Raw genomic sequence first — 24879 nt, 5'->3', positions numbered from 1 at the left:
GCCCTCCTCGCCGCCCGACCGCGTGCGCCGCCGGGTCGTCCTCGTCACCCCGCCGCCGCGCGGCGACGTCACAGCTGCTCGTTCTCGTCGGCCAGCACGACCGGCTCGTCCTCGATGAGGCCGAACCAGGCCGCCGCCGTCGCGACGTCCTTGTCCCCGCGACCCGACAGGTTCACCAGGAGCACGGGGTCGTGCCCGTCGTCCCCGCGCCACGACGCGGCCTCGCGGCCGAGCTGCAGCGCACCGGCGAGCGCGTGCGCCGACTCGATCGCGGGGATGATCCCCTCGGTCCGGCACAGCAGGCGGAACGCCTCCATGGCCTCGTCGTCCGTGACCGGGCGGTACTGCGCGCGGCCGATGTCGTGCAGCCACGCGTGCTCGGGCCCGACGCTCGGGTAGTCCAGACCCGCCGACACCGAGTGGCTCGGCAGCGTCTGGCCGTCCTCGTCCTGCAGCAGGTACGACTTCGCGCCGTGCAGCACGCCCGGCTGACCGCCCGAGAAGCGCGCCGCGTGGCGGCCCGACGAGATGCCTGCGCCGCCGGCCTCGAAGCCGAACAGCCGGACGTCCGCGTCGTCGAGGAACGCGTTGAAGATGCCCATCGCGTTCGACCCGCCGCCGACGCACGCCGCGACCGCGTCGGGCAGGCGCCCGATCTCCTCGAGGAGCTGCGCGCGCGCCTCCTCGCCGATGATCTTGTGGAAGTCGCGCACCATCTCGGGGAAGGGGTGCGGTCCCGTGACCGTGCCGAGCAGGTAGTGCGTGGTCTCGACGTTCGCGACCCAGTCGCGCAGCGCCTCGTTGATCGCGTCCTTGAGGGTGCGCGATCCGATCGTCACCGGGACGACCTCGGCACCGAGGAGCTGCATGCGCGCGACGTTGAGCGCCTGCCGCTGCGTGTCCTCCTCGCCCATGTAGACGACGCACTCGAGGTCGAGCAGCGCGGCCGCGGTCGCGGTCGCGACGCCGTGCTGGCCCGCGCCCGTCTCGGCGATCACGCGCGTCTTGCCCATGCGCTTCACGAGCAGCGCCTGACCGAGCACGTTGTTGATCTTGTGGGAGCCCGTGTGGTTGAGGTCCTCGCGCTTGAGGAACACGCGCACCCCGTCGCCGACGTGCCGCGCGAACCGCGGGACCTCGGTCAGCGGGCTCGGGCGCCCGGTGTACGTGCGGTGGAGGCGCGCGAGCTCGCGGCCGAACGCCGGGTCGGTGAGCGCCTTGTGGTACTCGGTGTCGAGCTCGTCGAGCGCCGCGATCAGCGCCTCCGGCACGAACCGTCCGCCGAAGTCGCCGAAGTAGGGGCCGGCGTGCGTGGCGAGAGGGCCGGCCGCGGTGTCCGGGTGCAGCGGCGTCCCCGACGGACCCGCGCCGCGTCGTGCGGTCACTGGCGCACCGCCCGCAGCGAGGGGTGGGCGCCCGCGGCGACGAGGTCGGCGACCGACTGGCGCGGGGCGTCGTCGGTGACGAGCGCCTCGCCGACCAGCACGGTGTCGGCGCCGGCGCGTGCGTAGTCCATGACGTCGTGCGGTCCGCGGACGCCGGACTCGGCGATCTTGACGACGTCCGACGGGATCGACGGCGCGACGCGGGAGAACGTCGTGCGGTCCACGTCGAGCGTCTTGAGGTTGCGCGCGTTGACGCCGATCACCCGGGCACCGGCGTCGACCGCACGGGCGACCTCCTCGGTGTCGTGCACCTCGACCAGTGCCGTCATGCCGAGCGAGTGGACGCGCTCCACGAGCGACTCGAGCACGGTCTGCTCCAGCGCGGCGACGATGAGGAGCACGAGGTCGGCGCCGTGGGCCCGCGCCTCCCACACCTGGTACGGGCTGACGACGAAGTCCTTGCGCAGGACCGGGATGTCGACGCGCGCACGCACGGCGTCGAGGTCCGCGAGCGAGCCGTTGAACCGCCGCTGCTCGGTGAGCACCGAGATCGCGGTCGCGCCGCCCTTCTCGTACTCGGCCGCGAGGGCCGCAGGGTCCGTGATGGTGGCGAGCGCGCCCTTGCTCGGGCTCGAGCGCTTGACCTCGGCGATGACCGTCACCGCGTCCTCGACGCGCAGGCGCCCGAGGCACTCGATCGCCGACGGCCGCTTCGCCGCGAGCTCCTTGACGGCGGCGAGCGGCGTCGCCGCCTCCCGGACAGCAAGGTCCTCCCTGACGCCTGCGACGATGTCGTCGAGCACGGTCATCGAAGCCTCACCCCTTCCCCCGGTCGGCTCAGTCCGCTCGCGCCGTGGTGACGGGCGGGTCTGACCTGGCCATGGTACGGGGAGCGTCGGGTGACCCCGACCACAGGCCGGTCCGTGGACCGCGACCGCCCCTCGCGAGCGCGTCGGGCGGGGTGGGATCAGGTCGAGGGGGTCGTCGCGCTCATGACGACGGCGAACACCACGAAGAACAGGTAGATGAGGAGACCGGCGGCCGACAGCGCGGTCCCGATCCAGCCGAGCACCACGCCCGCGGTCGCCATGCCGGGGTTGTCCGCCTCGCCGACCGCGGCCGCCTTCTTGGCGTTGTTGCCGACGATGATCGCCGGGACGCCCGTGAGGAAGCCGCACGAGACGAGCGACAGGATGCCGAGCACGAGCGACCAGACGGCGTAGGAGTTCTTCGGGTAGTAGCCGCCGGGCGCGTACCCGTAGCCGTACCCGTACCCCGGGGCGTAGCCGCCGGGCGCGGGCGCGACCCCGTAGCCGGGGGCAGGGGCCGACCCGTAGCCGGGGGCGGGCGCCGACCCGTAGGTCGGCTCGGGCGGGTACGCCGGGCCCGACGGGTACGCGCCCGGCACGGGGCCCGGCTCAGGTGCCCCACCCGGTGCCGCGCCGGTGTCCGGCTTGCGCCACGGGTCGGCCGGACCAGGCACGGGGAACTGCGGGTCGCTGCTGCTCATCGGGGCGTACTCCGGGGTGCTGGCCGCCGCGCGCGCGGCGGTCGAGGGTCAGGGGGCGAGGTACGGCGCGAGGGGTGGGAGGTTGCGCAGGACGGCGAAGGCGACCACGACGGCGAGCGCCGTCCACGCCCACGCCGGGCGAGGGGCGCGCCAGGCGCGACCGGTCGCGGACCGCCACGTCCACACCGCCCAGCCGAGGACCGCGAGCGGGAGGAGGGTCACGACGAGCGGGTTCATCCCCCAGGCGCCGGCGAGGTCGCCGTGCGTCAGGTCGTGCACGGCGCGCAAGCCGCCGCAGCCGGGGCACCACAGGCCCGTCAGCAGGTGCAGCGGGCACGCGCCCCAGCTGCCGGCGACGTGCGGGTCGCGCACGGCGACCGCGAGGGTCGCGAGCAGCGTCCCTGCGCCGACGACCAGCGGCGTCCGGACCCGGCCGGACGCCGCTGCGACGTCAGTAGCTCGAGGAGTTGTAGCCGTCGACGAAGGCGTCACGGAACTCGGCGTTCGAGAAGACGATGATCGTCACGATGATGCCGATGATCGAGAGCACGGTGGCGATCCAGCCGAGCACGACGCCCGCGGTCGCGAGACCGCCGTTGTTCGCCTCGCCGCGCTGCACGGCCTTCTTGGCGTTGTTGCCGACGATGATCGCGGGGATGCCGGTGAACAGGCCGCACGACAGCACGAACGCGGCGATGCCGAGCACGAGGGACCACACGCCGAGGCTGTTCTTCGGGTACGGCGTGCCGTAGCCCGGGCCGCCGTACGCCGGCGCGGCGCCGCCGTACTGCGGGGCCGACGGGTACTGCGGGGCCGACGGGTAGCCGGACTGCGGGGGCGGCGGCGCGGACGGGTAGCCGCCGGCCGGCGGCGGTGCCGCCGGGTAGCCCGGGGCGCCACCCTCGGGCTCGGAGCCCTTCTCGAACGGGTTCTGCGGCTCGTTGGGGGTCGACATCGGTCCTCCAGGCGGTGTGGCGACCGGGTCACGGCCGGTCGCAGACGGTGCCCGCGTGCGGCCGCGCGCGGGATCGAGCTGCCCGCGGACGGGCCGGGCGTCAGTGCGCCCCGGGTCGTCCGTCCCGGGACTGCGTGTGCGCGCCGCCCTGGCCGTAGCCCATGCCCTGCAGGACCTTGCCGAGCACGAGGGCGACGAGGGCGACACCGAGACCGACCCAGAACAGCCACACGAGCGCGAAGACCACCGCGAGGGACATGACCACGGCACCGACGAGGACGCCGTACGTGGTGGTCCAGCCGGCGACCGTCTTGCCGTGGTTGACCGGCGGGGTCGCGGGCGGGAGGTGGACCGTCTCGGTCCGGGTGACGTTCTGCGCGCGGTGCGCGAGGGACTGGTCAGACATCAGGTGGTGCCCTTCGTGCTCGGTTCGCGGCCCACCCTATCGGACCGGGTGGCCCTCCGACCTGCGGACGACACGGTCAGGTCGGGTCGTCGCCGCGGCTCAAGGCGTCCCATGCGCCGCGCTCGTCGACGGGTCCGCCGCCCTGGGCCGTCGGCGCCTCGTGCCGGCGGGACGGACCCCGCCACGAGCGCGACGTGCGCACGAGCCAGCCGGCCGCGAGCACGACGACCACGCCCACGGCGACCGCGACCCACGGCCACGCGGTGACCGCGACGTCGCCCACGAGCCGGCCCACGCCGGTCTCCTGCGTCACCACCGGGACCGCGGCCGCGCGCGGGTCCGCCAGCACGGCTGCCGTCGCGCCCACGACCACCGCCCCGCTGAGCACCGTGACGGCCGCCACCAGCCAGCGCCCGACGCGACCCACGAGCGCCACGGCCGCCGCCGTCGCGAGCAGCACGACCGACGCCCCGAGCACCGCGGGCGCGACCTGCGTCCCCGTCGCGGGCACGTCCACGGTCCCCCGCAGCGCCGTCACGCCGGTCGCCGTGAGCCACGTCGGCACCGCCGCACCGGCGGACGCCGCCGCGAGCAGCACGAGGACGCCCGCGGCCCGCCCACGGCCCCGGGGCCGCGCGGCCTGCGGGACGGGCGCGCTCGTCACTCGGCGACCCGGCGCAGCCGGGACGCGACCTGGACGGCCCGGACCGCGGCGGCCGCCTTGTTGCGCGACTCGGCGTACTCGAGCGCGGGCACCGAGTCGGCGACGATCCCGCCACCCGCCTGCACGCTCGCGCGGCCGTCCCGGATGAGCGCGGTGCGGATCGCGATGGCCATGTCCATGTCGCCCGCGAAGTCGAAGTAACCGACCGTCCCGCCGTAGATGCCGCGGCGGGCCGGCTCGATCTCGTCGATGAGAGCGATCGCGCGCGGCTTCGGCGCGCCCGACAGCGTGCCCGCGGGGAACGTCGCCGTGAGCGTCTGGAGCGCCGTCGCGCCCGCGCGCAGGCGGCCGACGACCGTCGAGCAGATGTGCATGATGTGCGAGTACCGCTTGACCGCCATGAACTCGACGACCTCGACGCTCGACGGCTCGCACACCTTGACGAGGTCGTTGCGCGACAGGTCGACGAGCATGATGTGCTCGGCCCGCTCCTTGGGGTCCGCGAGCACCTCGTCCTGGAGCGCGCGGTCCTCCTCGGGCGTCGCGCCGCGCGGCCGGGACCCGGCGATGGGGAACGTCACGACGTGCCCGTCGGTCACCTTGACGAGCGTCTCGGGGCTCGAGCCGACGACCGCGAAGTCGTGGCCGTCCGCGTCCTGGAGCTGCAGGTAGTACATGTACGGGCTCGGGTTGATCGTGCGCAGCACGCGGTAGACGTCGAGCGGGTCGGCCGGGCAGTCGAGGTCGAGGCGCTGCGACAGCACGATCTGGAAGACCTCGCCGTCGCGGATCGCCTCCTTGCCGATGTCGACCGCCTGCTCGAACTCCGCGCGCGTCGAGCGGAACTCGAGCTCGGGCTCCGGGACGTCGGCGAGCGCCGCGACGCCGGGGTCGGCCGGGTGCAGCAGCGCGCGCTGCATCGCGTCGAGCCGCGCGACCGCGTCGGCGTGCGCCTCGTCGACGCGCTCGTCGGTGTCGTCGAAGTTGATCGCGTTGGCGACCAGCCAGACCGAGCCGTCGTGGTGGTCGACGACCGCGAGGTCGGTCGCGAGGAGCAGCGTGAGCTCGGGGACGCCGAGCTCCTCGGGCGCCTTCGCGGGCAGCGTCGGCTCCCAGTGCCGCACGACGTCCCACCCGAGCGCCCCGACCAGCCCGCCCGTCAGCGGGGGCAGGCCGTGGATCGCGGGCGTGCGCAGGACGTCGAGCGTGCGGCCGAGCACGTCGAGCGCGTCGCCCTCCGTCGGGACGCCCACGGGCACGTCGCCGACCCACACCGGGGCACCGTCGCGGACCGTGAGCGTCGCACGCGAGCCGACGCCGACGAACGACCAGCGGCTCCACGTGCCGTCGGACTCCGCGGACTCGAGCACGAACGTGCCCGGGCGCCCCGCGGCGAGCGTGCGGTACAGGCCGACGGGCGTGACGTCGTCCGCGAGCAGCCGGCGCACGACCGGGATGACGCGCCGGTCGGCCGCGAGCGCCCGGAACGTGTCGACCGACGGCCACGTGCCGCCCCACGGGACGTCCGCGGTGACGACGTCGGCGGGGACGTGGGCGGCGGGCGCGGTCATGCGTCTCCTCCGGGTGCGGGTGCGGTGTCGGGAGCGGTGGTGGGACGGTGGCCGGCGACGACCGCGAGCGGTCCCCCGGCCTCGAAGCACGTGCGGGTGCCGGTGTGGCAGGCGGCGCCGACCTGGTCGACCTCGACGAGCAGCGCGTCGCCGTCGCAGTCGAGCGAGACCGCCTTGACGTACTGCGCGTGGCCGGACGTGTCGCCCTTGCGCCAGTACTCCTGGCGCGAGCGGCTCCAGAACGTCACGCGACCCGTCGTCAGGGTGCGGTGCAGCGCCTCGTCGTCCATCCAGCCGACCATGAGCACCTCGCGCGTGTCGTGCTGCTGCACGACGGCGGCGACGAGGCCGTGCTCGTCGTGGCGCAGCCGCTGCGCGACCTGCGGGTCGAGGAGGGTGGCGGACGGGTTCTCGCGAGGCACGGACCGATCCTGCCACGCGGGCGCGCCCCGCCCGGGCGGTGTCCGGGACCGACGCCGGCGAGGTCGCGAGCGGCACCGGCGTCAGCGGCTCTGCGCGACCCGGGCAGCGGCCGTCAGCGGGTCTGCGCGACCCAGGCCGCGTGCATCGCCGCGTAGGTGCCGCCGCTCGCGACGAGGTCGTCGTGCCGCCCGGTCTCGACGACGCGCCCGGCGTCGACGACGACGACGAGGTCGGCGGCCTCGGCGGTCGACAGCCGGTGCGCGATGGTCAGCGTCGTGCGGCCGGTGCTCAGCTCCTCGAGCGCGCGCACGAGGCGGACCTCGGTGGCCGGGTCGACGGCGCTCGTCGCCTCGTCGAGCAGCAGCACGTCGGGGTCGGCGAGGTAGGCGCGCGCGAGCGCGACGAGCTGGCGCTCGCCCGCGGACAGCGACTCGCCGCGCTGGCCCACGTCGGTGTCCAGCCCTGCGGCGAGCTCGTCGACCCAGGGGCCGAGGCCGAGCGCCTCGACGGCGTCGCGCACACGTGCGTCGGCGGGGTCGGGGGTGGTGCCGTCGGGCGTCCGCAGCCCGTAGGCGACGTTCTCGGCGACCGTGCCCTCGAACAGGAAGCCCTCCTGCGGGACGAGCACGACGCGTGCGCGCAGGTCCGTCGCGGGGATGTCACGCAGGTCGGTGCCGTCGAGCAGGACGCGGCCGCGCTCGGGGTCGACGAGGCGCGCGACGAGCCGCGCGATGGTCGTCTTGCCGGAGCCGGTCGCCCCGACGACGGCCACGGAGGCGCCCGCGGGCACCTCGAGGTCGACGTCGTGCAGGACGCGGCGGCCCTCGGGGTAGGCGAACGCGACGTCGCGCAGCTCGACCGTCGCCGGACCGCGCGGGCTGGGCACGCCGGCGGTCCCCGGGTCCTGCACCGCTACGGGGGTCTCGAGCACACCGAGCACGCGCCGCCAGCCGGCGACCGCGTTCTGCAGCTCGTTGAGGATCTCGGTGGCCATCTGCACGGGCCCGGTGAACAGCTGGACCAGGAACAGGAACGCGAGCAGGCGCCCGACCGACACGTCGCCGCGCACCCCCAGGAACGTGCCGATGACGACGACGAGGGCGAGCACCACGTTCGACACGAGCACACCGCTCGAGAAGACGACCGACACGAGGTTCTGCGCGCGCACCATCGCGCTGCGCGTCGCGGTGATCGCGGCGTCGAGGCGGCGCTGCGTGCGGTGCGCGGCACCGTACGCGCGGATCGTCTCGGCGCCGACGACCGACTCCGACACCGTGCCGAGCATCGCGCCGTACCGCTCGCGGACCGCGGAGTACCGCGCGTTGACCCGACGCTGGAGCGGCGGCAGCACGAGCAGCAGCGGGATGAAGCCGAGCCACACGACGAGCGTGAGCTGCCACGAGTACAGCGCCATGAGGACCGAGGCGGCGGCGATCTGCAGCACCGAGACGAGCAGCATGATCCCGCCCCACTGCACGAACAGCGAGATCGTGTCGACGTCGGACGTGACGCGGCTGACGAGCGAGCCGCGCCGCTCGGTGTGCTGCGTGAGGACGGACAGGTCGTGCACGTGCCGGAACGCACGGGTGCGCAGCGCGAGCAGCCCGTCCTCGCTCGACCGGAAGAGGCGCACGTTGACGTACGCCGAGCACGCGGCGGCGGCGAGGAGCCCGACGGCCGCACCGCCGGTCAGCGCGAGCACCCGCGGGACGTCCGGCCCGCCGGGCGCGAGGATGCCCGTGTCGACGGTCTGCTGGACCACGAGCGGCACGAGCACCTTGCCGAGCGCGGCGAGGACCGCGAGCAGGAGCGTGACGCGCCACCCGCGCAGCATCTGCGGCGACACCTCGAGGCCGCGGCGGAGCGTCGCGAGGATGCCCAGCGTGCTCGCGGACGCCATCCGGTGGTCGGGCGCGCCCGAGGCCGCCGCGCTCATCGCGCCTCCTCCCCCGCCGGGACCGGCTCCGGGGCGTCGTCGAGCTCCTCCACGCCCTCGGCGGCCCGGCGCGCGGACTCCTCCTCGTACGCCGTCGCGAGCGCGCGGTAGCCCTCGTCGCGCGCGAGCAGCTCGGCGTGCGTGCCGCGGTCGACCACGCGGCCGGACTCGACGTGCACGACCTCGTCGGCCAGCAGCACCGACGACATCCGGTACGCGACGAGCAGCACCGTCGGCGAGCCCGCGCGGTCGCCGCGCAGGCCGCGCAGGATCGCCTGCTCGACCCGCGGGTCGACCGCGGACGTCGCGTCGTCGAGCACGAGGACGCGCGGCTCGCGGACGAGCGCGCGCGCCAGGGCGAGGCGCTGGCGCTGGCCGCCCGACAGGTTCGCACCGCGCTCGCCGAGCGGCGCGTCGAGGCCGCCGGGCAGCGCGCCGACGACGTCGTCGACGTGCGCGGCGCGCAGCGCGTCCCAGACCGCGTCGTCGGACGGCGCCTGCGGGTCGTCGGCGTCGGCGAGCGTGACGTTGCCGCGGACCGTGTCCTCGAAGACGAACGTGGACTGCGACACGAACGCGACGTGCCGCGACAGGTCGGCGGGGACGACGTCGCGCAGGTCCGTGCCGTCGACGCGGACGCTGCCGGTCGTCGGGTCGCTCAGGCGGGCGACGAGCGACACGAGCGTCGACTTGCCCGAGCCCGTCGGCCCGACGACGGCGACGACGCGACCGGGTGCGACGTCGAGGTCGACGTCGTGCAGCAGCTCGACCGGACCACGGGCGCCAGGGACCGCGAGGCCGACCCCGCGGAGCTCGACGCGTGCGCCGCCGGGCGGCGGGGCCCACCGCGTCGTCCCGGCGGGCAGCGCGCCACGCGCGTCGACCACGCGCGCGATCCGGTCGTAGCCGACGAGCGCGCGCGGCAGCTCGCCGAGCACCCAGCCGAACGCCCGCACCGGCACCGCCAGCAGCGTGAGCAGGTACGCCGCCGCGACCACGTCGCCGGTGCCGATCCGGCCGGCGGCGACCTGCACCGCGCCGACGACGAGCACGAGCAGCGTGCCGAGGCTCGGCAGCACGTCGATCACGGGGTCGAAGAACGCGCGCACGACGCCGACCCGGACGTTCGCGTCGCGCAGCTCACGGGCGCGCGCCGCGAACCGCGCGGCCTCGCGCTCCTCGGTGCCCAGCGCCTTCACGAGCAGCGCACCCTCGAAGCTCTCGTGCGCGACGTCGGCGACCGCCGCGCGCAGCTCCTGCGCGCGACCGACCGCGGGCGCCATCCGACGCTGGAACACCAGGTTGGCGACGAGCGCGAGGGGCACGACGACGAGCGCGGCGACCGCGAGCCAGACGTCGGTGCGCAGCAGCCCCACGGCCGCCACCGCGAGCATGACGACGACCCCGAGCGCGAACGGCAGCGGGTTGAAGACCCCGGTCGCCGCCTCGACGTCGGCGCTCGCGTTCGACAGCAGCTGGCCGGTCGGGTGCTGCTTGTGCCACGACATCGGCAGGCGCAGGTACTGCCGGGTGACCCGCGTGCGGTGGTCCGCCTGGATCCGGGCGAAGCCCATGCCGGCGAAGATGCGTCGCCCCGCGACGGAGACGGCGAGCGTCACGGCGACGGCCAGCAGCGCCAGGCCGGCCAGCCAGATCCGGTCGCGGGCCTGCGCGGAGCCGGCGAGCGCGGGCACGACGACCTCGTCGGTCGCCCAGCCGAGCACACGGCTCACCGCCACGACGGAGACGCCGAAGACCGCCGAGGTGCCGATCGCGACCACGTACGTCCACGGGTGCGCCGCGATGCCGCGGACCACGATCGTCGCGGCCCGGCGGGGTGCCGAGCCGGTCAGCGTCATCGGTCGCGACGAAGGAGCTCGCGAGCGCACGCGCAGGCCTTTCCGAAGGGGGCGGGAAACCGTCATCCTCTCACGCGGTCCCGACGCGTGGCCCGCCCGGCACGCAGGGTCCGGCCGTGACCGGCCCTCCCGCGCGGGTGGCCGCGCCGTCCCTCGCCGGGGCCGTGGCCGCGGCGCGGACCAGCGCTCCCACGTGCGACGATGCGGGGATGACGTGGCACGAGGTGGAGCGCGCGCAGCTGGCCGAGGCTCTGCGAGCCGTCCCGCCCGACGCGCCCACGCTGTGCGAGGGCTGGCAGGCCCGTCACCTCGCCGCGCACGTCGTGCTGCGCGAGCACTCCCCCGTCGTCGGTGCCGGGATCGCGGTGCCCGCCCTCGCCGCCCGGGCGGAGGCCGCGATCGAGCGGCTCGCGGACGACGCGTCGACCGAGGGCGCGTACCGGGACCTCGTCACCCGCGTCGCGGCGCCGCCGCCGCGCTGGCACCCGATGTCGTGGGCGGGCGAGCTCGCGAACGTCGTCGAGTTCTTCGTGCACACCGAGGACGTCCGGCGCGGTGCCGGACCGACGCCGGCCCGGGACCTCGACCCCGCGCTCGTCGAGGTGCTGTGGAAGCACCTGGGCGGCGCGGGCGGTGCGCGGCTGCACCGGCTCCCCGTCGGCGTCGTGCTGGTGCGCGACGACGGGCCGCGCCGGCAGGTGCGGCGCCCGAAGGACGGCTACGGGACGGTCGTCGTGCGGGGCGCGGTGGGCGAGCTCGTGCTGTTCGCCTTCGGGCGCGGCGCGGCCGCCGACGTGACGGTGCAGGGCGACCCGCAGGACGTCGAGATCCTCACCGACCGCCTGCCGGTCTGAGCCGCCGGTTCCCGAGCGCGGACCAGGCGCGGGGCGTCAGCGGACGACGACGCCCGCCGCGCGCAGCGCGTCCTTGACGTCGCGCACCGTGAGCTGGCCGAAGTGGAAGACGCTCGCCGCGAGCACCGCGTCGGCACCGGCCTTCGCGGCGTCGACGAAGTGCTGCACGGTCCCGGCGCCGCCGCTCGCGACGAGCGGGATCCGCACCTCCCGGCGCACGTCCCCGATCATCTCGAGGTCGAACCCGGCCTCGGTGCCGTCGGCGTCCATCGAGTTGAGCAGCACCTCGCCCGCACCGAGCTCCGCGGCGCGCGCCGCCCACGCGACCGCGTCGAGGCCCGTGCCGCGCTTGCCGCCGTGCGTCGTGACCTCGTAGCCGGACTCGGTCCGGACGTCGCCCGTGACGCGGCGCGCGTCGATCGAGATCGTGAGCACCTGGGAGCCGAAGCGGTGCGCGATCTCCGAGATGAGCTCGGGGCGCGCGATCGCGGCGGTGTTCACGCCGACCTTGTCGGCGCCCGCGCGCAGCAGCCGGTCGACGTCGTCGGTCGACCGCACGCCCCCGCCGACGGTGAGCGGGACGAAGACCTCCTCGGCGGTGCGGCGGACGACCTCGATCGTCGTGTCACGACCCCCCGACGACGCGGACACGTCGAGGAACGTCACCTCGTCGGCGCCCTCGGCGTCGTAGCGGCGCGCGAGCTCCACCGGGTCACCGGCGTCGCGCAGGTTCTCGAAGTTCACGCCCTTGACGACGCGACCCGCGTCGACGTCGAGACAGGGGATGACGCGCAGCGCCACGGTCATCAGGAGCCTCCGTCGGGTGAGCCGGTCGCGAGGATGTCGACGACGAACACGACGGTCTGCCCGGCGAGCTCCTGGCTCTCCGTGACACCGAGCGCGTACGTCGGGGGGACGACGAGCATGACCTGGCTGCCGACCGGCTGGTCCACGAGACCCTCGGCCCACGCCTGCACGTCCTGCAGGCTGAACGACACCGGCAGGCCGTGCGTCCACGTCGAGTCGAAGGCCTCCCCCGTGGTCCAGGCGAAGCCCGTGTACTGCACGGTGATGACGTCGCTCGCCGCGACCTGCGCGCCGGCGCCGCGCAGCAGCGGCTGGACGACGAGCTGGTCGGGAGGTTCGGTCCCGGTCGGGGTGATCGACGGCGCGCCCGACGCGTCGAGCGTGACCGGCGGCAGGTCGGGCCGGGGCGTCAGGGGCTCGCCGTCCGCGCGCGTCGGCAGCACGTCGAGCACCGTGACGGTCGGGTAGTCGACCGCGCCGGACCCCGGCGGCGGGCTCACCTGGAGGAGGCGTGCGCCGACCTTCTGGCCGCGCAGCGTCTCGTACAGGTCGGTGCCGAGGTCCTCCTCCGTGAGCAGGCGCGGGGTGGGCGTCGAGGAGTAGCTCTCGTCGACGAGGGACGCGTCGGAGCCGTTCTCGAGCCAGAAGTCGATGAGCACCGGCCCGCCCTCGACGAGGTCCGCGCCGGTCCCCGGCCAGATCTCCTCGCGGTACGTCGACGTCACCTCGAGCGGCGTGAGGTACGTGAGCGTGGGCGCCTCGCCCGGCTCCCCCGTGACCGTGATCTCGGGGTCCGCGGCCTGCGGCGTGGTGCAGCCCGCGAGCAGCGCCAGCGCCACGAGCGCGGCGGCGGCCGTCTCCCGCAGTCGTCGCACGTCGGTCCTTCCTGGTGGTCGGCGCCCCCCGCCTCCGGCGTCCGGTCACGCCCGCGAGGCGCCACCGTACCGGGTCGGTGCCGGACGAGGCTGCGCGCGACCGCGGACGACGCACGCGCGCGCACGGGCCGGCCCCGCGACGAGCACGGACACTGTACGGCGCCCGCCTGAGCGCGACGTCCGCTCGGGCTACATCGACTCGATCAGGCGGTCTACGCGCTCGTCGACGCTGCGGAACGGGTCCTTGCACAGGACCGTGCGCTGCGCCTGGTCGTTCAGCTTGAGGTGCACCCAGTCGACCGTGTAGTCGCGGCGGGCCTCCTGAGCGGCACGCACGAAGTCGCCGCGCAGCTTGGCGCGCGTGGTCTGCGGGGGCACCGCGGTCGCCTCGAAGATCTCGAGGTCGCTCGTCACGCGCTCGACCATCCCCTTGGCGGCGAGCAGGTTGTACAGGCCCTCGGTGCGGGAGATGTCGTGGTACGCGAGGTCCAGCCGCTGCACGCGCACGTCGGACAGCTCGAGGCCGTGCTTCGCGCGGTACCGCTCGATGAGCTGGTGCTTGATGACCCAGTCGAGCTCGCGCTCGACGAGCGACAGGTCGCCGGTGCGCAGCGCGCGCAGCCCCCGCTCCCACAGGTCGAGCACCTGCTTGGTCTCGGGCGTCGGCCCGCCCTCCGTCGACACGAAGTCGACGACCCGCGCGAGGTACTCCTCCTGCAGGTCGAGCGCCGTGACGGTCCGGCCGTTCGCGAGAGCGACCGGGTGCTTGCCGGTGATGTCGTGGCTGATCTCGCGGATCGCGCGGATGGGGTTCTCGAGCGTCATGTCGCGCATCGGGATGCCGGCCTCGACCATGCGCAGGATGAGGTCGGTCGCCCCGACCTTGAGCATCGTCGTCGTCTCGGACATCGAGGAGTCGCCCACGATGACGTGCAGGCGACGGAAGTGCTCCGCGTCGGCGTGCGGCTCGTCGCGCGTGTTGATGATCGGCCGCGACCGGGTCGTCGCGCTCGAGACCGCCTCCCAGATGTGGTCGGCCCGCTGCGACAGGCAGAACAGCGCACCCCGGGGCGTGCTCAGCACCTTGCCCGCGCCCGTGAGGATCTGCCGCGTGATGAGGAACGGCACGAGCACGTCGGACAGCCGCGCGAAGTCGCCCTGCCGGCGCACGAGGTAGTTCTCGTGGCAGCCGTAGGAGTTGCCCGCCGAGTCGGTGTTGTTCTTGAACAGGTGGATGCGGCCCGGCAGCCCTTCGTGCTCGAGCCGCTGCTGCGCGTCCGCGACGAGGCCCTCGAGGATCCGCTCCCCCGCGCGGTCGTGCGCGACGAGCTGGCGCACGTCGTCGCACTCGGCCGTCGCGTACTCGGGGTGCGAGCCGACGTCGAGGTAGAGCCGCGACCCGTTGCGCAGGAAGACGTTCGACGAGCGTCCCCACGCCACGACCTTGCGGAACAGGTAGCGCGCCACCTCGTCCGCGGACAGCCCGCGACCGTCCTGCGCGGCGCACGTGACGCCGTACTCGGTCTCGAGCCCGAAGATCCGTCGATCCATCGCTGCCTGCCTCCTCCGCGGCCCGTGCTCGTCAGTCGTCGTGCGGTGCGGCCGCCGGCGGGGCGCCCGCGTCCACGGGCGTCAGCAGGTCCTCGAGCAGCGCACCCGTGAGCCGGCGGAACGTCCGACGGGGCCGCGTGCGGTCGAGCACCGCGACCTCGAGCTGCTGCGCGGGGATGCTGCGCGCCTCGCCGCCGTCCTCGGGCGCGCCCAGCACGTCCACGGCCAGCCGCAGCACCTCGCGCAGCGACATCCCGGGCCGCCAGCCCGATGCGAGCAGCCCGCCGAGGCGGTCCGCCTGTCCACCCATGACGACGTACCCGTGCTCGTCGGCGACCGACCCGTCGTACGAGAGCCGGTACACCTGGTCCCCGGCCGGCTCACGACCGACCTCCGCGACGACGAGCTCGACCTCGAGCGGCTTCGACTCGGTCGTGAACACCGTCCCGAGCGTCTGCGCGTACGCGTTGGCCAGGCCGCGCGCCGTCACGTCCTCGCGGTCGTAGGAGTAGCCGCGCAGGTCGGCGTAGCGCACGCCCGCGACCCGCAGGTTCTCGAACTCGTTGTACTTGCCGACCGCGGCGAACGCGATGCGGTCGTAGATCTCCGAGATCTTGTGCAGCGCGCGCGACGCGTTCTCGGTCGCGAACGCGATCCCGTCGTCGTACTGCAGGACGACGACGGAGCGGCCACGGGCGATGCCCTTGCGCGCGTAGTCCGCCCGGTCCTTCATGAGCTGCTCGGGCGAGACGTAGAACGGCATGCTCATCGCGCACCTCCGCGGTCCGCGTGCGTCGCACGCCGCTCGTCCTCGACCAGGGCCACGAGCTCGCCGAGCTCGGCGTCCGGCACGCGCAGGTAGCCCGCCTCCGTCACGGTCGCCACGACGGGCCAGATCCGGCGCGTCGAGTCGGGACCACCCGTCGCGGAGTCGTCGTCCGCCGCGTCCACGAGTGCTTCGACCGCGACGCGCACGCCGCCCGCCGGGTCCAGCCCGGGCCGCCACAGCTTCTTGAGGGAGCCGCGCGCGAACACGGAGCCCGAGCCGACCGCGTGGTGGTCGTGCTCCTCGTACCGGCCGCCCGTCACGTCGTAGGAGAAGATCCGGCCGACCCGGCGGTCCAGGTCGAAGCCCGCGAACAGCGGGACGACCGCGAGGCCCTGCATCGCGAGCCCGAGGTTGCCGCGGATCATCGTCGACAGTCGGTTCGCCTTGCCGTCGAGCGACAGCAGGCTGCCCTCGATCTTCTCGTAGTGCTCGAGCTCGAGCTGGAACAGCCGCACGAGCTCGGTGGCGAGCCCCGCCGTGCCGGCGATGCCGACCGCGGAGTACTCGTCGGCGGGGAAGACCTTCTCGATCTCGCGGCTCGCGATCATCGAGCCCATGGTCGCCCGCCGGTCCCCCGCCATGACCACGCCGCCGTCGACCGCGAGCGCGACGATCGTCGTGCCGTGCGGGGCCTGGACCTCGGACGTGGGCAGCGGCCGGTTACCGGGCAGCAGCTCGGGGGCGTGCCCGGCGAGGAAGTCGACGAACGACGACGAGCCGGGCGTGGTGAAGGTGTGCGGGAGCCGCCCCGAGGCGGCGCGGTCGGGCTGCGGTGTCAGTGGGGCCATCGACGCTCACTGACCGCCCTTCTGGACGAACCCGCGGACGAACTGCTCCGCGTTGGACTCCAGGACGTCGTCGATCTCGTCGAGCAGCGCGTCCACCTCGGCGTCGCGCGACTGCGCGGACGGCGCGGCCGGCACCGGCGCGTCGGCGCCGTCGACCGGGTCCTCGTCGTCGCGGCGGGGCCGCACCTGTTCCTGACCAGCCATGGTGACCTCCGTAGGCGTCGCGCTGACCTGCTCACTCCCACCCTAGGCCCATCCTCCGACGCATCCGGGGCGGGCGCTCGCGAGGCGGACACCCAGGGCGGGTCGCCGCGGGCGCACGCGCACCACGCCGGTCGGCTCCCGGCACGGTGCTCGCGTCGGACGCGTGGCGGCCCGAGGGCTCAGGCGCCCAGCTCGGCGAGGAGCGCGCCGGCGTCGGCGCAGCGGTCCAGCAGGTCGCCGACGTGCGCACGCGTGCCGCGCAGGGGGTCGCGCATGGGCACGCGCTGGAGCGTCGCGGCCCCGGGCACGTCGAACACGACCGAGTCCCAGCTCGCCGCGGAGATCTCGGCGCCGTACCGGGCGACGGCCTCGCCGCGGAAGTAGGCGCGGGTGTCGTGCGGCGGGTGCCACACGGCGTCCTCGACCTGCTCGGGCGTCACGAGCAGCTCGACGGCGCCCGCGGCGACGAGCCGGTGGTACAGGCCGCGCTCGGGACGCACGTCCGACCACTGCAGGTCGACCGCCGCGAGGCGCGGGTGGTCCCACGCGAGGTGGTCGCGGCGCCGCATCCCCTCGAGCAGGCGCAGCTTGGCGAGCCACTCGACCGTGCGGGCGCAGCTCGCGGGGTCGGTCGCGAGGCCGTCGAGGACGGACTGCCACCGGTCCAGCACGTCGGTCGTCTGCACGTCGAGCGGGTCGCCGACGTGGGCGAGCGCGGTCCGGACGGCCGCGAGGTACTCGCGCTGCACGTCGATCGCGGTCAGGTGGCGCCCGTCGGCGAGCTCGAGCCGCGTGGTGAGCGTGAGGTCGTGGCTCACGAGGTGGACCGCGTGCACCGGGTCACGCAGCGCGAGCCGGTCGACCGCCGCGAGCGCGCCGCCCGCGCCGCCCTCGGCGACCGCCCGCTCGATCAGCCACAGGACGAGCGACGTCGTGCCGAGCCGCAGGTAGGTCGCGACCTCGAGCATCGTCGCGTCTCCGATGATGACGTGCAGGCGGCGCCACCGGTCGGGGTCCGCGTGCGGCTCGTCGCGGGTGTTGACGATGGGCCGGCGCAGCGTCGTCTCGAGGCCGATCTCGGCCTCCATGTAGTCGGCGCGCTGCGAGATCTGGAAGCCCGGCGTCTCACCCCGCTGGCCGATCCCGACGCGGCCGGCGCCCGTGAACACCTGCCGCGTGACGAGGAACGGGATGAGGCGGCTCGCGAGGTCGGTGAACGGCACCGCGCGGTCGACGAGGTAGTTCTCGTGCGTGCCGTAGGTCGCGCCCTTGCCGTCGACGTTGTTCTTGTACAGCGCGACGTCGGGCAGCGCGGGGGTCGACGCGAGCGCGCGGACCGACGCGAGCATCACGAGCTCGCCCGCGCGGTCCCAGCGCACGGCGTCGAGCGGCGAGGTGACCTCGGGCGAGGAGTACTCGGGGTGCGCGTGGTCGACGTACAGGCGCGCGCCGTTGGTGAGGATGACGTTCGCGGCGCCCGGGTCCTCGTACTCCTCGGTCGTGCCGCGCGGGAGCTCCTGCGGGCCGTCACCCGTGTCGGCCGGGCCCGCGGGCGCGGCGCGGTTCGGGTCGTCGGTGAGCAGCGACGGGTGCGCCGACGCGCGCTGCAGGTGGAACCCGCGGGCGTCGTGCAGCGGGTCCTCGTCGTCGTAGTCCCAGCGGGCGCGGGCACGCCCGCCCTCACGTGCCGCCGCGTGCACCGCGACGACGTGGCTCGACAGCAGCATGGGGTTCGCGAGGGGGCGACCCGGCTGGAGGATGCCGTACTCGGTCTCGATCCCCATCACGCGGCGCACGGTCACGGCTCCACCCTAGGCGTCCGTCGCGGCACGTCAGTGCCGACGTCCGCGCGCCGGGCACCGCCGTCGCGGCGGGCCCGGCGCGCGGTCGGCGTCGAAGGGACGGTCCGTCGTCAGAGGTACTGACCGGTGCTCGTGACGGTCTCGATCGTGCGCGACGTGTCCGTGCCCTTCTTGCCCTGGACGATCGTGCGGATGAACACGATGCGCTCCCCCTTCTTGCCGGAGATGCGCGCCCAGTCGTCGGGGTTCGTCGTGTTCGGCAGGTCCTCGTTCTCGCGGAACTCGTCGACGCACGCCGTGAGCAGGTGGTCGACGCGGATGCCGCGCTGACCGGTCGCGAGCAGGTCCTTGATCGCCGACTTCTTCGCGCGGTCGACGACGTTCTGGATCATCGCGCCCGAGTTGAAGTCCTTGAAGTAGAGGACCTCCTTGTCGCCGCTCGCGTACGTCACCTCGAGGAAGCGGTTCTCCTCGCTCTCGGTGTACATGCGCTCGACGACGCGCGTGATCATCGCCTCGACCGCCGCCGACGGGTCGTCGCCGTGCTCGCGCAGGTCGTCCTCGTGGATCGGCAGGTCGGCCGTGAGGTACTTGCCGAAGATCTCGCGCGCGCCCTCGGCGTCGGGCCGCTCGATCTTGATCTTCACGTCGAGGCGCCCGGGGCGCAGGATCGCGGGGTCGATCATGTCCTCGCGGTTCGAGGCGCCGATGACGATGACGTTCTCAAGCCGCTCGACGCCGTCGATCTCGGACAGCAGCTGCGGGACGATCGTCGTCTCGACGTCGCTCGACACGCCCGTGCCGCGCGTGCGGAACAGCGACTCCATCTCGTCGAAGAACACGACGACCGGGTGCCCCTGCGACGCCTTCTCGCGCGCGCGGGCGAAGATCAGGCGGATGTGCCGCTCGGTCTCGCCGACGTACTTGTTGAGCAGCTCGGGGCCCTTGACGTTGAGGAAGAACGACCGTGTCTCGGCACCCTCCTCGCCCCGCGCCGCCGCCGCGGTGGCCGCGAGCGAGTGCGCGACGGCCTTCGCGATCAGCGTCTTGCCGCACCCGGGCGGGCCGTACAGCAGGACGCCCTTCGGTGGCTTGAGGCCGTGCTCGCGGAACAGCTCGGGGTGCAGGAACGGCAGCTCGACCGCGTCGCGGATCGCCTCGATCTGCGGGCCCAGGCCGCCGATGTCCTCGTACTGGATGTCCGGCACCTCTTCGAGGACCAGCTCCTCGACCTCGGCGCGCGGGATGACCTCGAACACGAACCCGCTGCGCGAGTCGATCGTCAGCGCGTCGCCGACCCGCACCTTCGCCTGGTCGATGACCTGACCGGCGAAGCGGACGACGCGCTCCTCGTCACCGCGCCCGACCACGAGCGCGCGGCCCTCGCCGAGCATCTCCTTGACCGTGACGATCTCGCCGACCTTCTCGTAGCCGCCGGCCTCGACGACCGTGAGCGCCTCGTTGAGCATGACCTCCTGGCCGGGGCGCAGGCGGTGGACGTCGATCGAGGGGCTCGCGCCGACGTGCATCTTGCGGCCCGACGACACGATGTCGACCGTGCCGTCGTCGCGCGCCGCGAGGAACGTGGCGTACGTGCCCGGGGGCTTCGCGAGGTCGTCCACCTGCCGCTTGAGCTCGACGATCTGCTCGCGCGCGGCGACGAGCGCCTCGCTGAGCCGCTCGTTCTTGGCCGCCAGGATCGCGAGCTCACGGGACAGGTCCCTGCCAGGGGCGTTCGGGTCGGTCATCGTCTCGGCCTCCGTTCCGCGTCGTGCATGGTCGTCACGCTCACCACCGTGCACGTCGCTGTGCCTGCTGGTCCGACGACACTAACCATCGCTGTCAACCAGAGACGCTCGCCGCACCGCGCCTGTTCCCGGTGTCTCGCGGTGCGGGACGACGGACCGCCGGACGGTCAGGCGAGGTCGTCGTCGGCCGCGGTGTCGGCCTCGCGGGCCGCGTCGGCCAGGCCCTGCGCGTCGCGGCGCGCCCGGCGCAGCTTCTTGTCGGAGACCGCGCGCTCCCCCATCGCCTCGGGCGACCACAGGGTCGGGTCCTCCAGCGGCGCACCGTCCTCGGCGACCGGGTAGGACCCCTTGGCGGGGCGGCGCTTGCGCTGCGGCGCCTCGACGCCGTCCGCGAGCCGCCGCGTCGTCAGCAGGAAGCCGGTGTGGCCGATCATGCGGTGCTGCGGGCGCACCGCGAGCCCCTCGAGGTGCCAGCCGCGCACCATCGACTCCCACGCCTGCGGCTCGGTGTACCGGCCGTCCTCGCGCACGTCCTCCGCGAGGCGGGACAGCTGCGTCGTCGTCGCGACGTACGCGATGAGCAAGCCCCCGGGCGCCAGCGCGACCGCGGTTGCGTCGAGGTTCTCCCACGGCGCGAGCATGTCGAGCACGACACGGTCGACCGAACCCGGCTCGGCGACGCGCGGCAGGACGTCCGCGAGGTCGCCGATCGACAGACGCCACGCCGGGTGCGGGCCGCCGAAGAAGCCCTCGACGTTCGCGCGGGCGATGTCGGCGAAGTCCTCGCGCCGCTCGATCGAGTGGAGCTCGCCGCCGTCGCCCACGGCGCGCAGCAGCGACATCGTGAGGGCGCCCGAGCCCACTCCCGCCTCGATGACGCGCGCGCCCGGGTAGATGTCACCCATCGTGACGATCTGGCCCGCGTCCTTCGGGTACACGACGGCCGCGCCGCGCGGCATCGACAGCACGTGGTCCGCGAGCAGCGGCCGCAGCGCGAGGTACTCGATGCCCGACGTGTTGCGCACGACCGTGCCCTCGGGCGCGCCGATGAGCTCGTCGTGCGTGAAGTAGCCGCGGTGCGTGTGGAACGTGCCACCGGGGGCGAGCGTGATGGTGTGCAGCCGGCCGCGCGGGTCGGTCAGCTGGACGCGGTCGCCCGCGCGGAACGGGCCGCGGCGCTGCGCGGCCCCGGTGGGCGTCTGGTCGGTCACGGGCGACGAGTCTACGAGGGCGCCGGGTCACCGCCGTCGCCGCGCCGAGGACGTGTCTCCCAACCGCCGTGGGAGCATGCGCGGATGCATGCACCACGGACGCGAGGGCACTGGCAGGGCCTCGACCTCGGCGCTCTCTGGACCGACAGCGAGTACTTCCGCGAGAACTACACCGAGCCCGTACCGAGTGAGGCTCTCGTCCGCGAGGTCGAGGCGGAGCTCGGTGTGCGCCTGCCGGACGCCTGGGTCGAGCTGGCACAGGTGCACAACGGCGGCGCGCTCGCGCGGAACGGCTACCTCGTCGACGAGCGCCTGGGTCGGGCGGACGACCTCGTCGAGGTCGACGCCCTCTACGCCATCGGTCGCACCGCTCCCCACTCCCTGCTCGGGACGTTCTCCACCCGGTTCTGGTGCGAGGAGTGGGGCTATCCCGACCTGGGAGTCGTCATCGCTGACACCCCTTCCGCGGGGCACGACCTCCTCATGCTCGACTACCGCGCCTGTGGCCCGTGGGGCGAGCCCGCGGTGGTGCACGTCGACCAGGAGGCCGACTACCGGATCCTCCCCGTCGCACCCGACTTCGCGACGTTCATCCGCGGCCTCGTCGACGTCCAGGACGTGCTGGGCGACTAGCTGCGGAGCGCCGCGACGACGTCCGGCACACGCACCAGGCTCACGACGCGTCCGTCGACCACCGCGACGACGACGGCGCTGTGCCGGGCCGCCCGGCCGAGCGCGTCGAGCAGGTCCTGACCCACGAGCGTGCCGTCGACGACGGACCCCACGGGCAGCGCGACGGAGACCGAGGCCACGGGCGTGGTGCCCGCGACGTCCGCCGGCACGGCGCGTGCCGCCTCGCGGTCCACGTACGCCGCCGGGCGCCCGTCGGGCGCGACCACGACCACCTCGCTCGCGCCGACGGCCGCGGCCGCCGCCGAGGCGCGCGCGACGGAGTCGGCGTGCCCGACCACCGCCGCGGGACGTCCGACCGAGGCGACCGAGAGCTGCTCGACCGCGTGCTGCGTGCGCGCGCCGCGCATCGCGCCCGACGCACCCGTCCAGAGGAACGCCCCGATGAGCGCACCCCAGACCGCGTCGGTCAGGTCGGGCTGGCGGCCCTGCACGAACGGGAACACGAACGCCCACGCGAAGACGCCGACCGCGACGACGCGGCCGCACCACGCGGCGACCATCGTGCCGGTGTGCCGGCGGCCGGTGACCGCCCACACCGCCGACTGCAGGATCGCTCCGCCGTCGAGCGGGAGCCCCGGCAGGAGGTTGAAGAGGCCGACGAACCCGTTGGAGAACGCGCCGGCGAACAGCAGCAGGCCGAGCAGCTGACGCGTCCCGACGGCGTTCGCGGCGGCGAGGAACGCGCCCGCGAGGACCAGGTTGGCGACCGGGCCCGCGAGCGCGACGAGCGCGTTGGTGCCCGGGGTCGGGGCGGCGACGCCGAACGTCGTGTGCCCGCCCCACAGCGTGAGGACGAACTCGCGGGGCTGCTGGCCGCGGGCCCGGGCGACGAGGCCGTGCGCGAGCTCGTGCACGAGCACGGACGCGAACAGCAGGACGACGAACACCCCCGCGACGACGTACACGCGCCCACCGAGGTCCGGCGACCAGGACCGCACAGTCGGCGCGAACAGGAACGTGAGGACGACCGCGGCGATCAGCCAGCTGGGCGCGAGGATGATCGGCGCGCCCGCGACGCGGCCGATCACCCAGCCGGAGGTGCGCGGCGCGGCAGGTCGGGGGTCGCTCACCGGGTCAGCCTATGCGGCCGCCCTGGGCGTCCCCTGCACGTCCCGGTGCCGTCCGGTGCCTCGCCGTAGCGGGCGGGCGGCGCGGTGAGCCGGGAGCGTCGGAGGTGCGGCCTAGGCTCGGTGACGTGAGTGCGCAGGACGTGGTGGCGGTCGACCGGGACGAGGTCGTCGAGGAGCTGGTCGACCAGGCGGTCGAGCAGTCGGTCGAGCAGTCGGCGCCGGTCCGTCCACCGTCCCGGCCGGGTCTGTCGCCGTCGCGGGCCAACGACTTCCTGCAGTGCCCGCTGCTGTTCCGGTTCCGGGTGATCGACCGCCTGCCGGAGCCGCCGAGCGCGGCCGCCGCGCGCGGGACGCTCGTGCACGCGGTGCTCGAGCACCTGTTCGACCTGCCCGCAGCCGAGCGCACGATCGACGCGGCGCGCGGTCTCGTCCCCGGTCGGTGGGCGCAGCTGCGCGAGGACGCTCCCGACGTCGCGACGCTGTTCGCGGACGACGCGGCGCTCGACGCGTGGCTCGCCTCGGTCGACGGCCTGCTCGCGACCTACTTCTCGCTCGAGGACCCCACGCGTCTGCAGCCGCGCGAGCGCGAGCTCATGGTGAGCATCGAGCTCGAGGACGGCCCGCAGCTGCGCGGGATCGTCGACCGCGTGGACGTCGCGCCCAACGGCTGGGTGCGCGTCGTGGACTACAAGACGGGCAAGTCGCCCAAGCCCGGCTTCGAGGGCGGCGCGCTGTTCCAGATGCGGTTCTACGCGTACGTGATCTGGCGCTCGCGCGGCGTGCTGCCCAAGCTGCTGCAGCTCGAGTACCTGGGCGACGGCACGGTCCTCAAGCACGAGCCGACCGAGCCCGAGATGCACACGCTCGAGGCGCGCGTCCGGTCGATCTGGGGCGGCATCGAGGACGCGGCCCGCAGCGGCGACTGGCGTCCGCGCACGTCGCGCCTGTGCGACTGGTGCTCGTTCAAGGCGCACTGCCCGGCGTTCGGCGGCACCGTCCCGCCCGTGCCGGAGGGCGCGATCGAGCGGTCGATCGGCGTCACGCCGCCCGCACCTGCGCCCGTGGCCTGAGCGCGACGACGACGGCCGGCCCGGGCCGCCGCACGCGGTCGTGCCCCGGGCTGCCGCTCCCGGCCGTCGCGCCCGTGCGTCAGCCGGCGGGGCGCAGGTCGAGCACGTCGCCGTCCGCGATCCGCGCGAGGTCGTCGAGCGTGAGGTCCGCGAGCGACGCGACCCGGCTCAGTCCCGGCCGGTCGGCGAGCTCCTGCATCACCTCGACGCCGATCACGCGCGCGCCCGACGCCACGGCCGACGCGACGCCCGAGTGCGAGTCCTCGACCGCGACGCACCGCTCGACCGGCACGCCCAGGAGCCGCGCGGCCAGCTGGTAGGGCTCGGGGTCGGGCTTGAAGCGCTCGACGTCGTCCGCCGAGACGACCACGTCGAACAGCCCGACCGTCTCGGCGAACGGCTCCGCGAGCACCCGGAACGACGACGTCACGAGGGCCATCGGCACGCCCGCGTCGTGCAGCGCCTCCAGGATCTCCAGCGCGCCCGGCTGCCACGGCACCTCCGCCGCGACACCCGCACGGACGCGGCCGTTGAGGAAGTCCGCGATCTCCTCCGCGGACAGGTCGACCCCCCGCGCCTGCAGCGCGACGACGGCGACCGACATGGGGTTGCCGACCATCGCGGCGCCGTCCTCGTGCGTCCACACGCCGCCGTGCGCCTCGACGAGC

At 74.4% G+C, this 24879-nt stretch carries 25 protein-coding genes; 3 read left to right on the top strand and 22 right to left on the bottom strand.

Features of this window, described 5'->3' with window-relative positions; translation table 11 throughout:
• Nucleotides 1-68: 68 nt before the first annotated feature.
• The 11 genes from trpB to OMK64_RS12705 all read right to left on the bottom strand — a co-directional run bounded on the left by trpB (nucleotide 69) and on the right by OMK64_RS12705 (nucleotide 10709).
• Nucleotides 69-1346, bottom strand: coding sequence for a tryptophan synthase subunit beta (gene trpB, locus OMK64_RS12755; protein WP_272728779.1), 1278 nt, complete (start codon nucleotides 1344-1346; stop codon nucleotides 69-71).
• A 35-nt stretch (nucleotides 1347-1381) separates the two neighbouring features.
• A complete protein-coding gene (gene trpC, locus OMK64_RS12750) occupies nucleotides 1382-2194 on the bottom strand; it encodes an indole-3-glycerol phosphate synthase TrpC (RefSeq protein WP_272728753.1) in 813 nt (270 codons plus the stop codon).
• A 158-nt stretch (nucleotides 2195-2352) separates the two neighbouring features.
• Nucleotides 2353-2895 (bottom strand): DUF4190 domain-containing protein, encoded by a 543-nt coding sequence (locus OMK64_RS12745; protein WP_272728752.1) that lies wholly within the window; start codon nucleotides 2893-2895, stop codon nucleotides 2353-2355.
• A 48-nt stretch (nucleotides 2896-2943) separates the two neighbouring features.
• On the bottom strand, nucleotides 2944-3267 hold the full coding sequence (locus tag OMK64_RS12740; protein ID WP_272728751.1) for a DUF2752 domain-containing protein: 324 nt from the start codon (nucleotides 3265-3267) through the stop codon (nucleotides 2944-2946).
• Between the two features lie 79 nt (nucleotides 3268-3346).
• On the bottom strand, nucleotides 3347-3850 hold the full coding sequence (locus OMK64_RS12735) for a DUF4190 domain-containing protein (RefSeq protein WP_272728750.1): 504 nt from the start codon (nucleotides 3848-3850) through the stop codon (nucleotides 3347-3349).
• A 100-nt stretch (nucleotides 3851-3950) separates the two neighbouring features.
• On the bottom strand, nucleotides 3951-4256 hold the full coding sequence (locus tag OMK64_RS12730) for an HGxxPAAW family protein (protein WP_272728749.1): 306 nt from the start codon (nucleotides 4254-4256) through the stop codon (nucleotides 3951-3953).
• A gap of 76 nt (nucleotides 4257-4332) precedes the next feature.
• Nucleotides 4333-4920 carry a Trp biosynthesis-associated membrane protein gene (locus OMK64_RS12725; RefSeq protein WP_272728748.1) on the bottom strand — a complete coding sequence of 196 codons (588 nt, stop codon included), beginning with the start codon at nucleotides 4918-4920 and terminating at the stop codon, nucleotides 4333-4335.
• Nucleotides 4917-6491, bottom strand: a complete 1575-nt coding sequence (locus OMK64_RS12720) for an anthranilate synthase component I (protein WP_272728747.1) — start codon at nucleotides 6489-6491, stop codon at nucleotides 4917-4919. Before OMK64_RS12720 ends, OMK64_RS12725 begins: the two co-directional genes overlap by 4 nt.
• Nucleotides 6488-6913, bottom strand: coding sequence for a phosphoribosyl-AMP cyclohydrolase (hisI, locus tag OMK64_RS12715; protein WP_272728746.1), 426 nt, complete (start codon nucleotides 6911-6913; stop codon nucleotides 6488-6490). The genes OMK64_RS12720 and hisI overlap by 4 nt, the downstream gene beginning before the upstream one ends.
• A gap of 113 nt (nucleotides 6914-7026) precedes the next feature.
• Nucleotides 7027-8850 carry an ABC transporter ATP-binding protein gene (locus OMK64_RS12710; RefSeq protein ID WP_272728745.1) on the bottom strand — a complete coding sequence of 608 codons (1824 nt, stop codon included), beginning with the start codon at nucleotides 8848-8850 and terminating at the stop codon, nucleotides 7027-7029.
• Nucleotides 8847-10709: an ABC transporter ATP-binding protein gene (locus OMK64_RS12705; RefSeq protein ID WP_272728744.1), complete on the bottom strand. Its 1863-nt coding sequence runs from the start codon at nucleotides 10707-10709 to the stop codon at nucleotides 8847-8849. Before OMK64_RS12705 ends, OMK64_RS12710 begins: the two co-directional genes overlap by 4 nt.
• A 209-nt stretch (nucleotides 10710-10918) precedes the next feature.
• Between OMK64_RS12705 and OMK64_RS12700 the strand changes: the two genes are divergently transcribed.
• Complete coding sequence (locus OMK64_RS12700; RefSeq protein WP_272728743.1) at nucleotides 10919-11563, top strand: TIGR03085 family metal-binding protein; 645 nt, start codon at nucleotides 10919-10921, stop codon at nucleotides 11561-11563.
• 36 nt (nucleotides 11564-11599) lie between these two features.
• Here OMK64_RS12700 and hisF read toward each other — a convergent pair whose 3' ends face one another.
• The 9 genes from hisF to OMK64_RS12655 form a co-directional block, all read right to left on the bottom strand.
• Complete coding sequence (hisF, locus tag OMK64_RS12695) at nucleotides 11600-12370, bottom strand: imidazole glycerol phosphate synthase subunit HisF (RefSeq protein ID WP_272728742.1); 771 nt, start codon at nucleotides 12368-12370, stop codon at nucleotides 11600-11602.
• Nucleotides 12370-13245, bottom strand: a complete 876-nt coding sequence (locus tag OMK64_RS12690) for an FKBP-type peptidyl-prolyl cis-trans isomerase (RefSeq protein WP_272728741.1) — start codon at nucleotides 13243-13245, stop codon at nucleotides 12370-12372. Before OMK64_RS12690 ends, hisF begins: the two co-directional genes overlap by 1 nt.
• Nucleotides 13246-13434: 189 nt before the next feature.
• Nucleotides 13435-14796: a Pup--protein ligase gene (pafA, locus tag OMK64_RS12685; protein ID WP_272728740.1), complete on the bottom strand. Its 1362-nt coding sequence runs from the start codon at nucleotides 14794-14796 to the stop codon at nucleotides 13435-13437.
• Between the two features lie 31 nt (nucleotides 14797-14827).
• A complete protein-coding gene (gene prcA, locus OMK64_RS12680; RefSeq protein ID WP_272728739.1) occupies nucleotides 14828-15565 on the bottom strand; it encodes a proteasome subunit alpha in 738 nt (245 codons plus the stop codon).
• Nucleotides 15562-16413 carry a proteasome subunit beta gene (gene prcB / locus OMK64_RS12675; RefSeq protein ID WP_272728738.1) on the bottom strand — a complete coding sequence of 284 codons (852 nt, stop codon included), beginning with the start codon at nucleotides 16411-16413 and terminating at the stop codon, nucleotides 15562-15564. The genes prcA and prcB overlap by 4 nt, the downstream gene beginning before the upstream one ends.
• 6 nt (nucleotides 16414-16419) lie before the next feature.
• Nucleotides 16420-16617 (bottom strand): ubiquitin-like protein Pup, encoded by a 198-nt coding sequence (locus OMK64_RS12670; protein WP_013770948.1) that lies wholly within the window; start codon nucleotides 16615-16617, stop codon nucleotides 16420-16422.
• 179 nt (nucleotides 16618-16796) lie between these two features.
• Nucleotides 16797-18419, bottom strand: a complete 1623-nt coding sequence (dop, locus tag OMK64_RS12665) for a depupylase/deamidase Dop (RefSeq protein ID WP_272728737.1) — start codon at nucleotides 18417-18419, stop codon at nucleotides 16797-16799.
• A 110-nt stretch (nucleotides 18420-18529) separates the two neighbouring features.
• Nucleotides 18530-20167, bottom strand: a complete 1638-nt coding sequence (arc, locus tag OMK64_RS12660; RefSeq protein ID WP_272728736.1) for a proteasome ATPase — start codon at nucleotides 20165-20167, stop codon at nucleotides 18530-18532.
• A 167-nt stretch (nucleotides 20168-20334) separates the two neighbouring features.
• Complete coding sequence (locus OMK64_RS12655; RefSeq protein WP_272728735.1) at nucleotides 20335-21378, bottom strand: tRNA (adenine-N1)-methyltransferase; 1044 nt, start codon at nucleotides 21376-21378, stop codon at nucleotides 20335-20337.
• Between the two features lie 84 nt (nucleotides 21379-21462).
• Between OMK64_RS12655 and OMK64_RS12650 the strand changes: the two genes are divergently transcribed.
• Nucleotides 21463-22011: an SMI1/KNR4 family protein gene (locus tag OMK64_RS12650; protein WP_272728734.1), complete on the top strand. Its 549-nt coding sequence runs from the start codon at nucleotides 21463-21465 to the stop codon at nucleotides 22009-22011.
• Here OMK64_RS12650 and OMK64_RS12645 read toward each other — a convergent pair.
• Entirely contained in the window at nucleotides 22008-23141 is a 1134-nt protein-coding gene (locus tag OMK64_RS12645; RefSeq protein ID WP_272728733.1) for a site-2 protease family protein, read from the bottom strand. The genes OMK64_RS12650 and OMK64_RS12645 overlap by 4 nt on opposite strands.
• 176 nt (nucleotides 23142-23317) lie before the next feature.
• Between OMK64_RS12645 and OMK64_RS12640 the strand changes: the two genes are divergently transcribed.
• Nucleotides 23318-24211, top strand: coding sequence for a RecB family exonuclease (locus OMK64_RS12640; RefSeq protein ID WP_374694096.1), 894 nt, complete (start codon nucleotides 23318-23320; stop codon nucleotides 24209-24211).
• Between the two features lie 79 nt (nucleotides 24212-24290).
• Here OMK64_RS12640 and OMK64_RS12635 read toward each other — a convergent pair.
• The coding region (locus OMK64_RS12635; RefSeq protein ID WP_272728731.1) for an HAD family hydrolase at nucleotides 24291-24879 on the bottom strand (589 nt) is incomplete at its 5' end.

The organism is Cellulomonas fimi, from assembly GCF_028527925.1.
GTDB classification, from domain to species: Bacteria; Actinomycetota; Actinomycetes; order Actinomycetales; family Cellulomonadaceae; genus Cellulomonas; species Cellulomonas fimi_C.
The sequence above is the reverse complement of the archived record's forward strand: the minus strand, read 5'-3'. Positions and strand labels throughout refer to the sequence as shown.

Excerpts from the sequence above, each read along its gene's own strand:
- hisF (WP_272728742.1), bottom strand. The coding sequence starts at position 12,370 with ATGACCGTGGCGCTGCGCGTCATCCCCTGTCTCGACGTCGACGCGGGT.
- OMK64_RS12700 (WP_272728743.1), top strand. The coding sequence starts at position 10,919 with ATGACGTGGCACGAGGTGGAGCGCGCGCAGCTGGCCGAGGCTCTGCGA.
- OMK64_RS12735 (WP_272728750.1), bottom strand. The coding sequence starts at position 3,850 with ATGTCGACCCCCAACGAGCCGCAGAACCCGTTCGAGAAGGGCTCCGAG.
- prcA (WP_272728739.1), bottom strand. The coding sequence starts at position 15,565 with ATGAGCATGCCGTTCTACGTCTCGCCCGAGCAGCTCATGAAGGACCGG.
- arc (WP_272728736.1), bottom strand. The coding sequence starts at position 20,167 with ATGACCGACCCGAACGCCCCTGGCAGGGACCTGTCCCGTGAGCTCGCG.
- trpC (WP_272728753.1), bottom strand. The coding sequence starts at position 2,194 with ATGACCGTGCTCGACGACATCGTCGCAGGCGTCAGGGAGGACCTTGCT.
- OMK64_RS12650 (WP_272728734.1), top strand. The coding sequence starts at position 21,463 with ATGCATGCACCACGGACGCGAGGGCACTGGCAGGGCCTCGACCTCGGC.
- OMK64_RS12745 (WP_272728752.1), bottom strand. The coding sequence starts at position 2,895 with ATGAGCAGCAGCGACCCGCAGTTCCCCGTGCCTGGTCCGGCCGACCCG.
- OMK64_RS12705 (WP_272728744.1), bottom strand. The coding sequence starts at position 10,709 with ATGACGCTGACCGGCTCGGCACCCCGCCGGGCCGCGACGATCGTGGTC.
- OMK64_RS12720 (WP_272728747.1), bottom strand. The coding sequence starts at position 6,491 with ATGACCGCGCCCGCCGCCCACGTCCCCGCCGACGTCGTCACCGCGGAC.
- OMK64_RS12730 (WP_272728749.1), bottom strand. The coding sequence starts at position 4,256 with ATGTCTGACCAGTCCCTCGCGCACCGCGCGCAGAACGTCACCCGGACC.
- OMK64_RS12710 (WP_272728745.1), bottom strand. The coding sequence starts at position 8,850 with ATGAGCGCGGCGGCCTCGGGCGCGCCCGACCACCGGATGGCGTCCGCG.
- pafA (WP_272728740.1), bottom strand. The coding sequence starts at position 14,796 with ATGGATCGACGGATCTTCGGGCTCGAGACCGAGTACGGCGTCACGTGC.
- prcB (WP_272728738.1), bottom strand. The coding sequence starts at position 16,413 with ATGGCCCCACTGACACCGCAGCCCGACCGCGCCGCCTCGGGGCGGCTC.
- OMK64_RS12670 (WP_013770948.1), bottom strand. The coding sequence starts at position 16,617 with ATGGCTGGTCAGGAACAGGTGCGGCCCCGCCGCGACGACGAGGACCCG.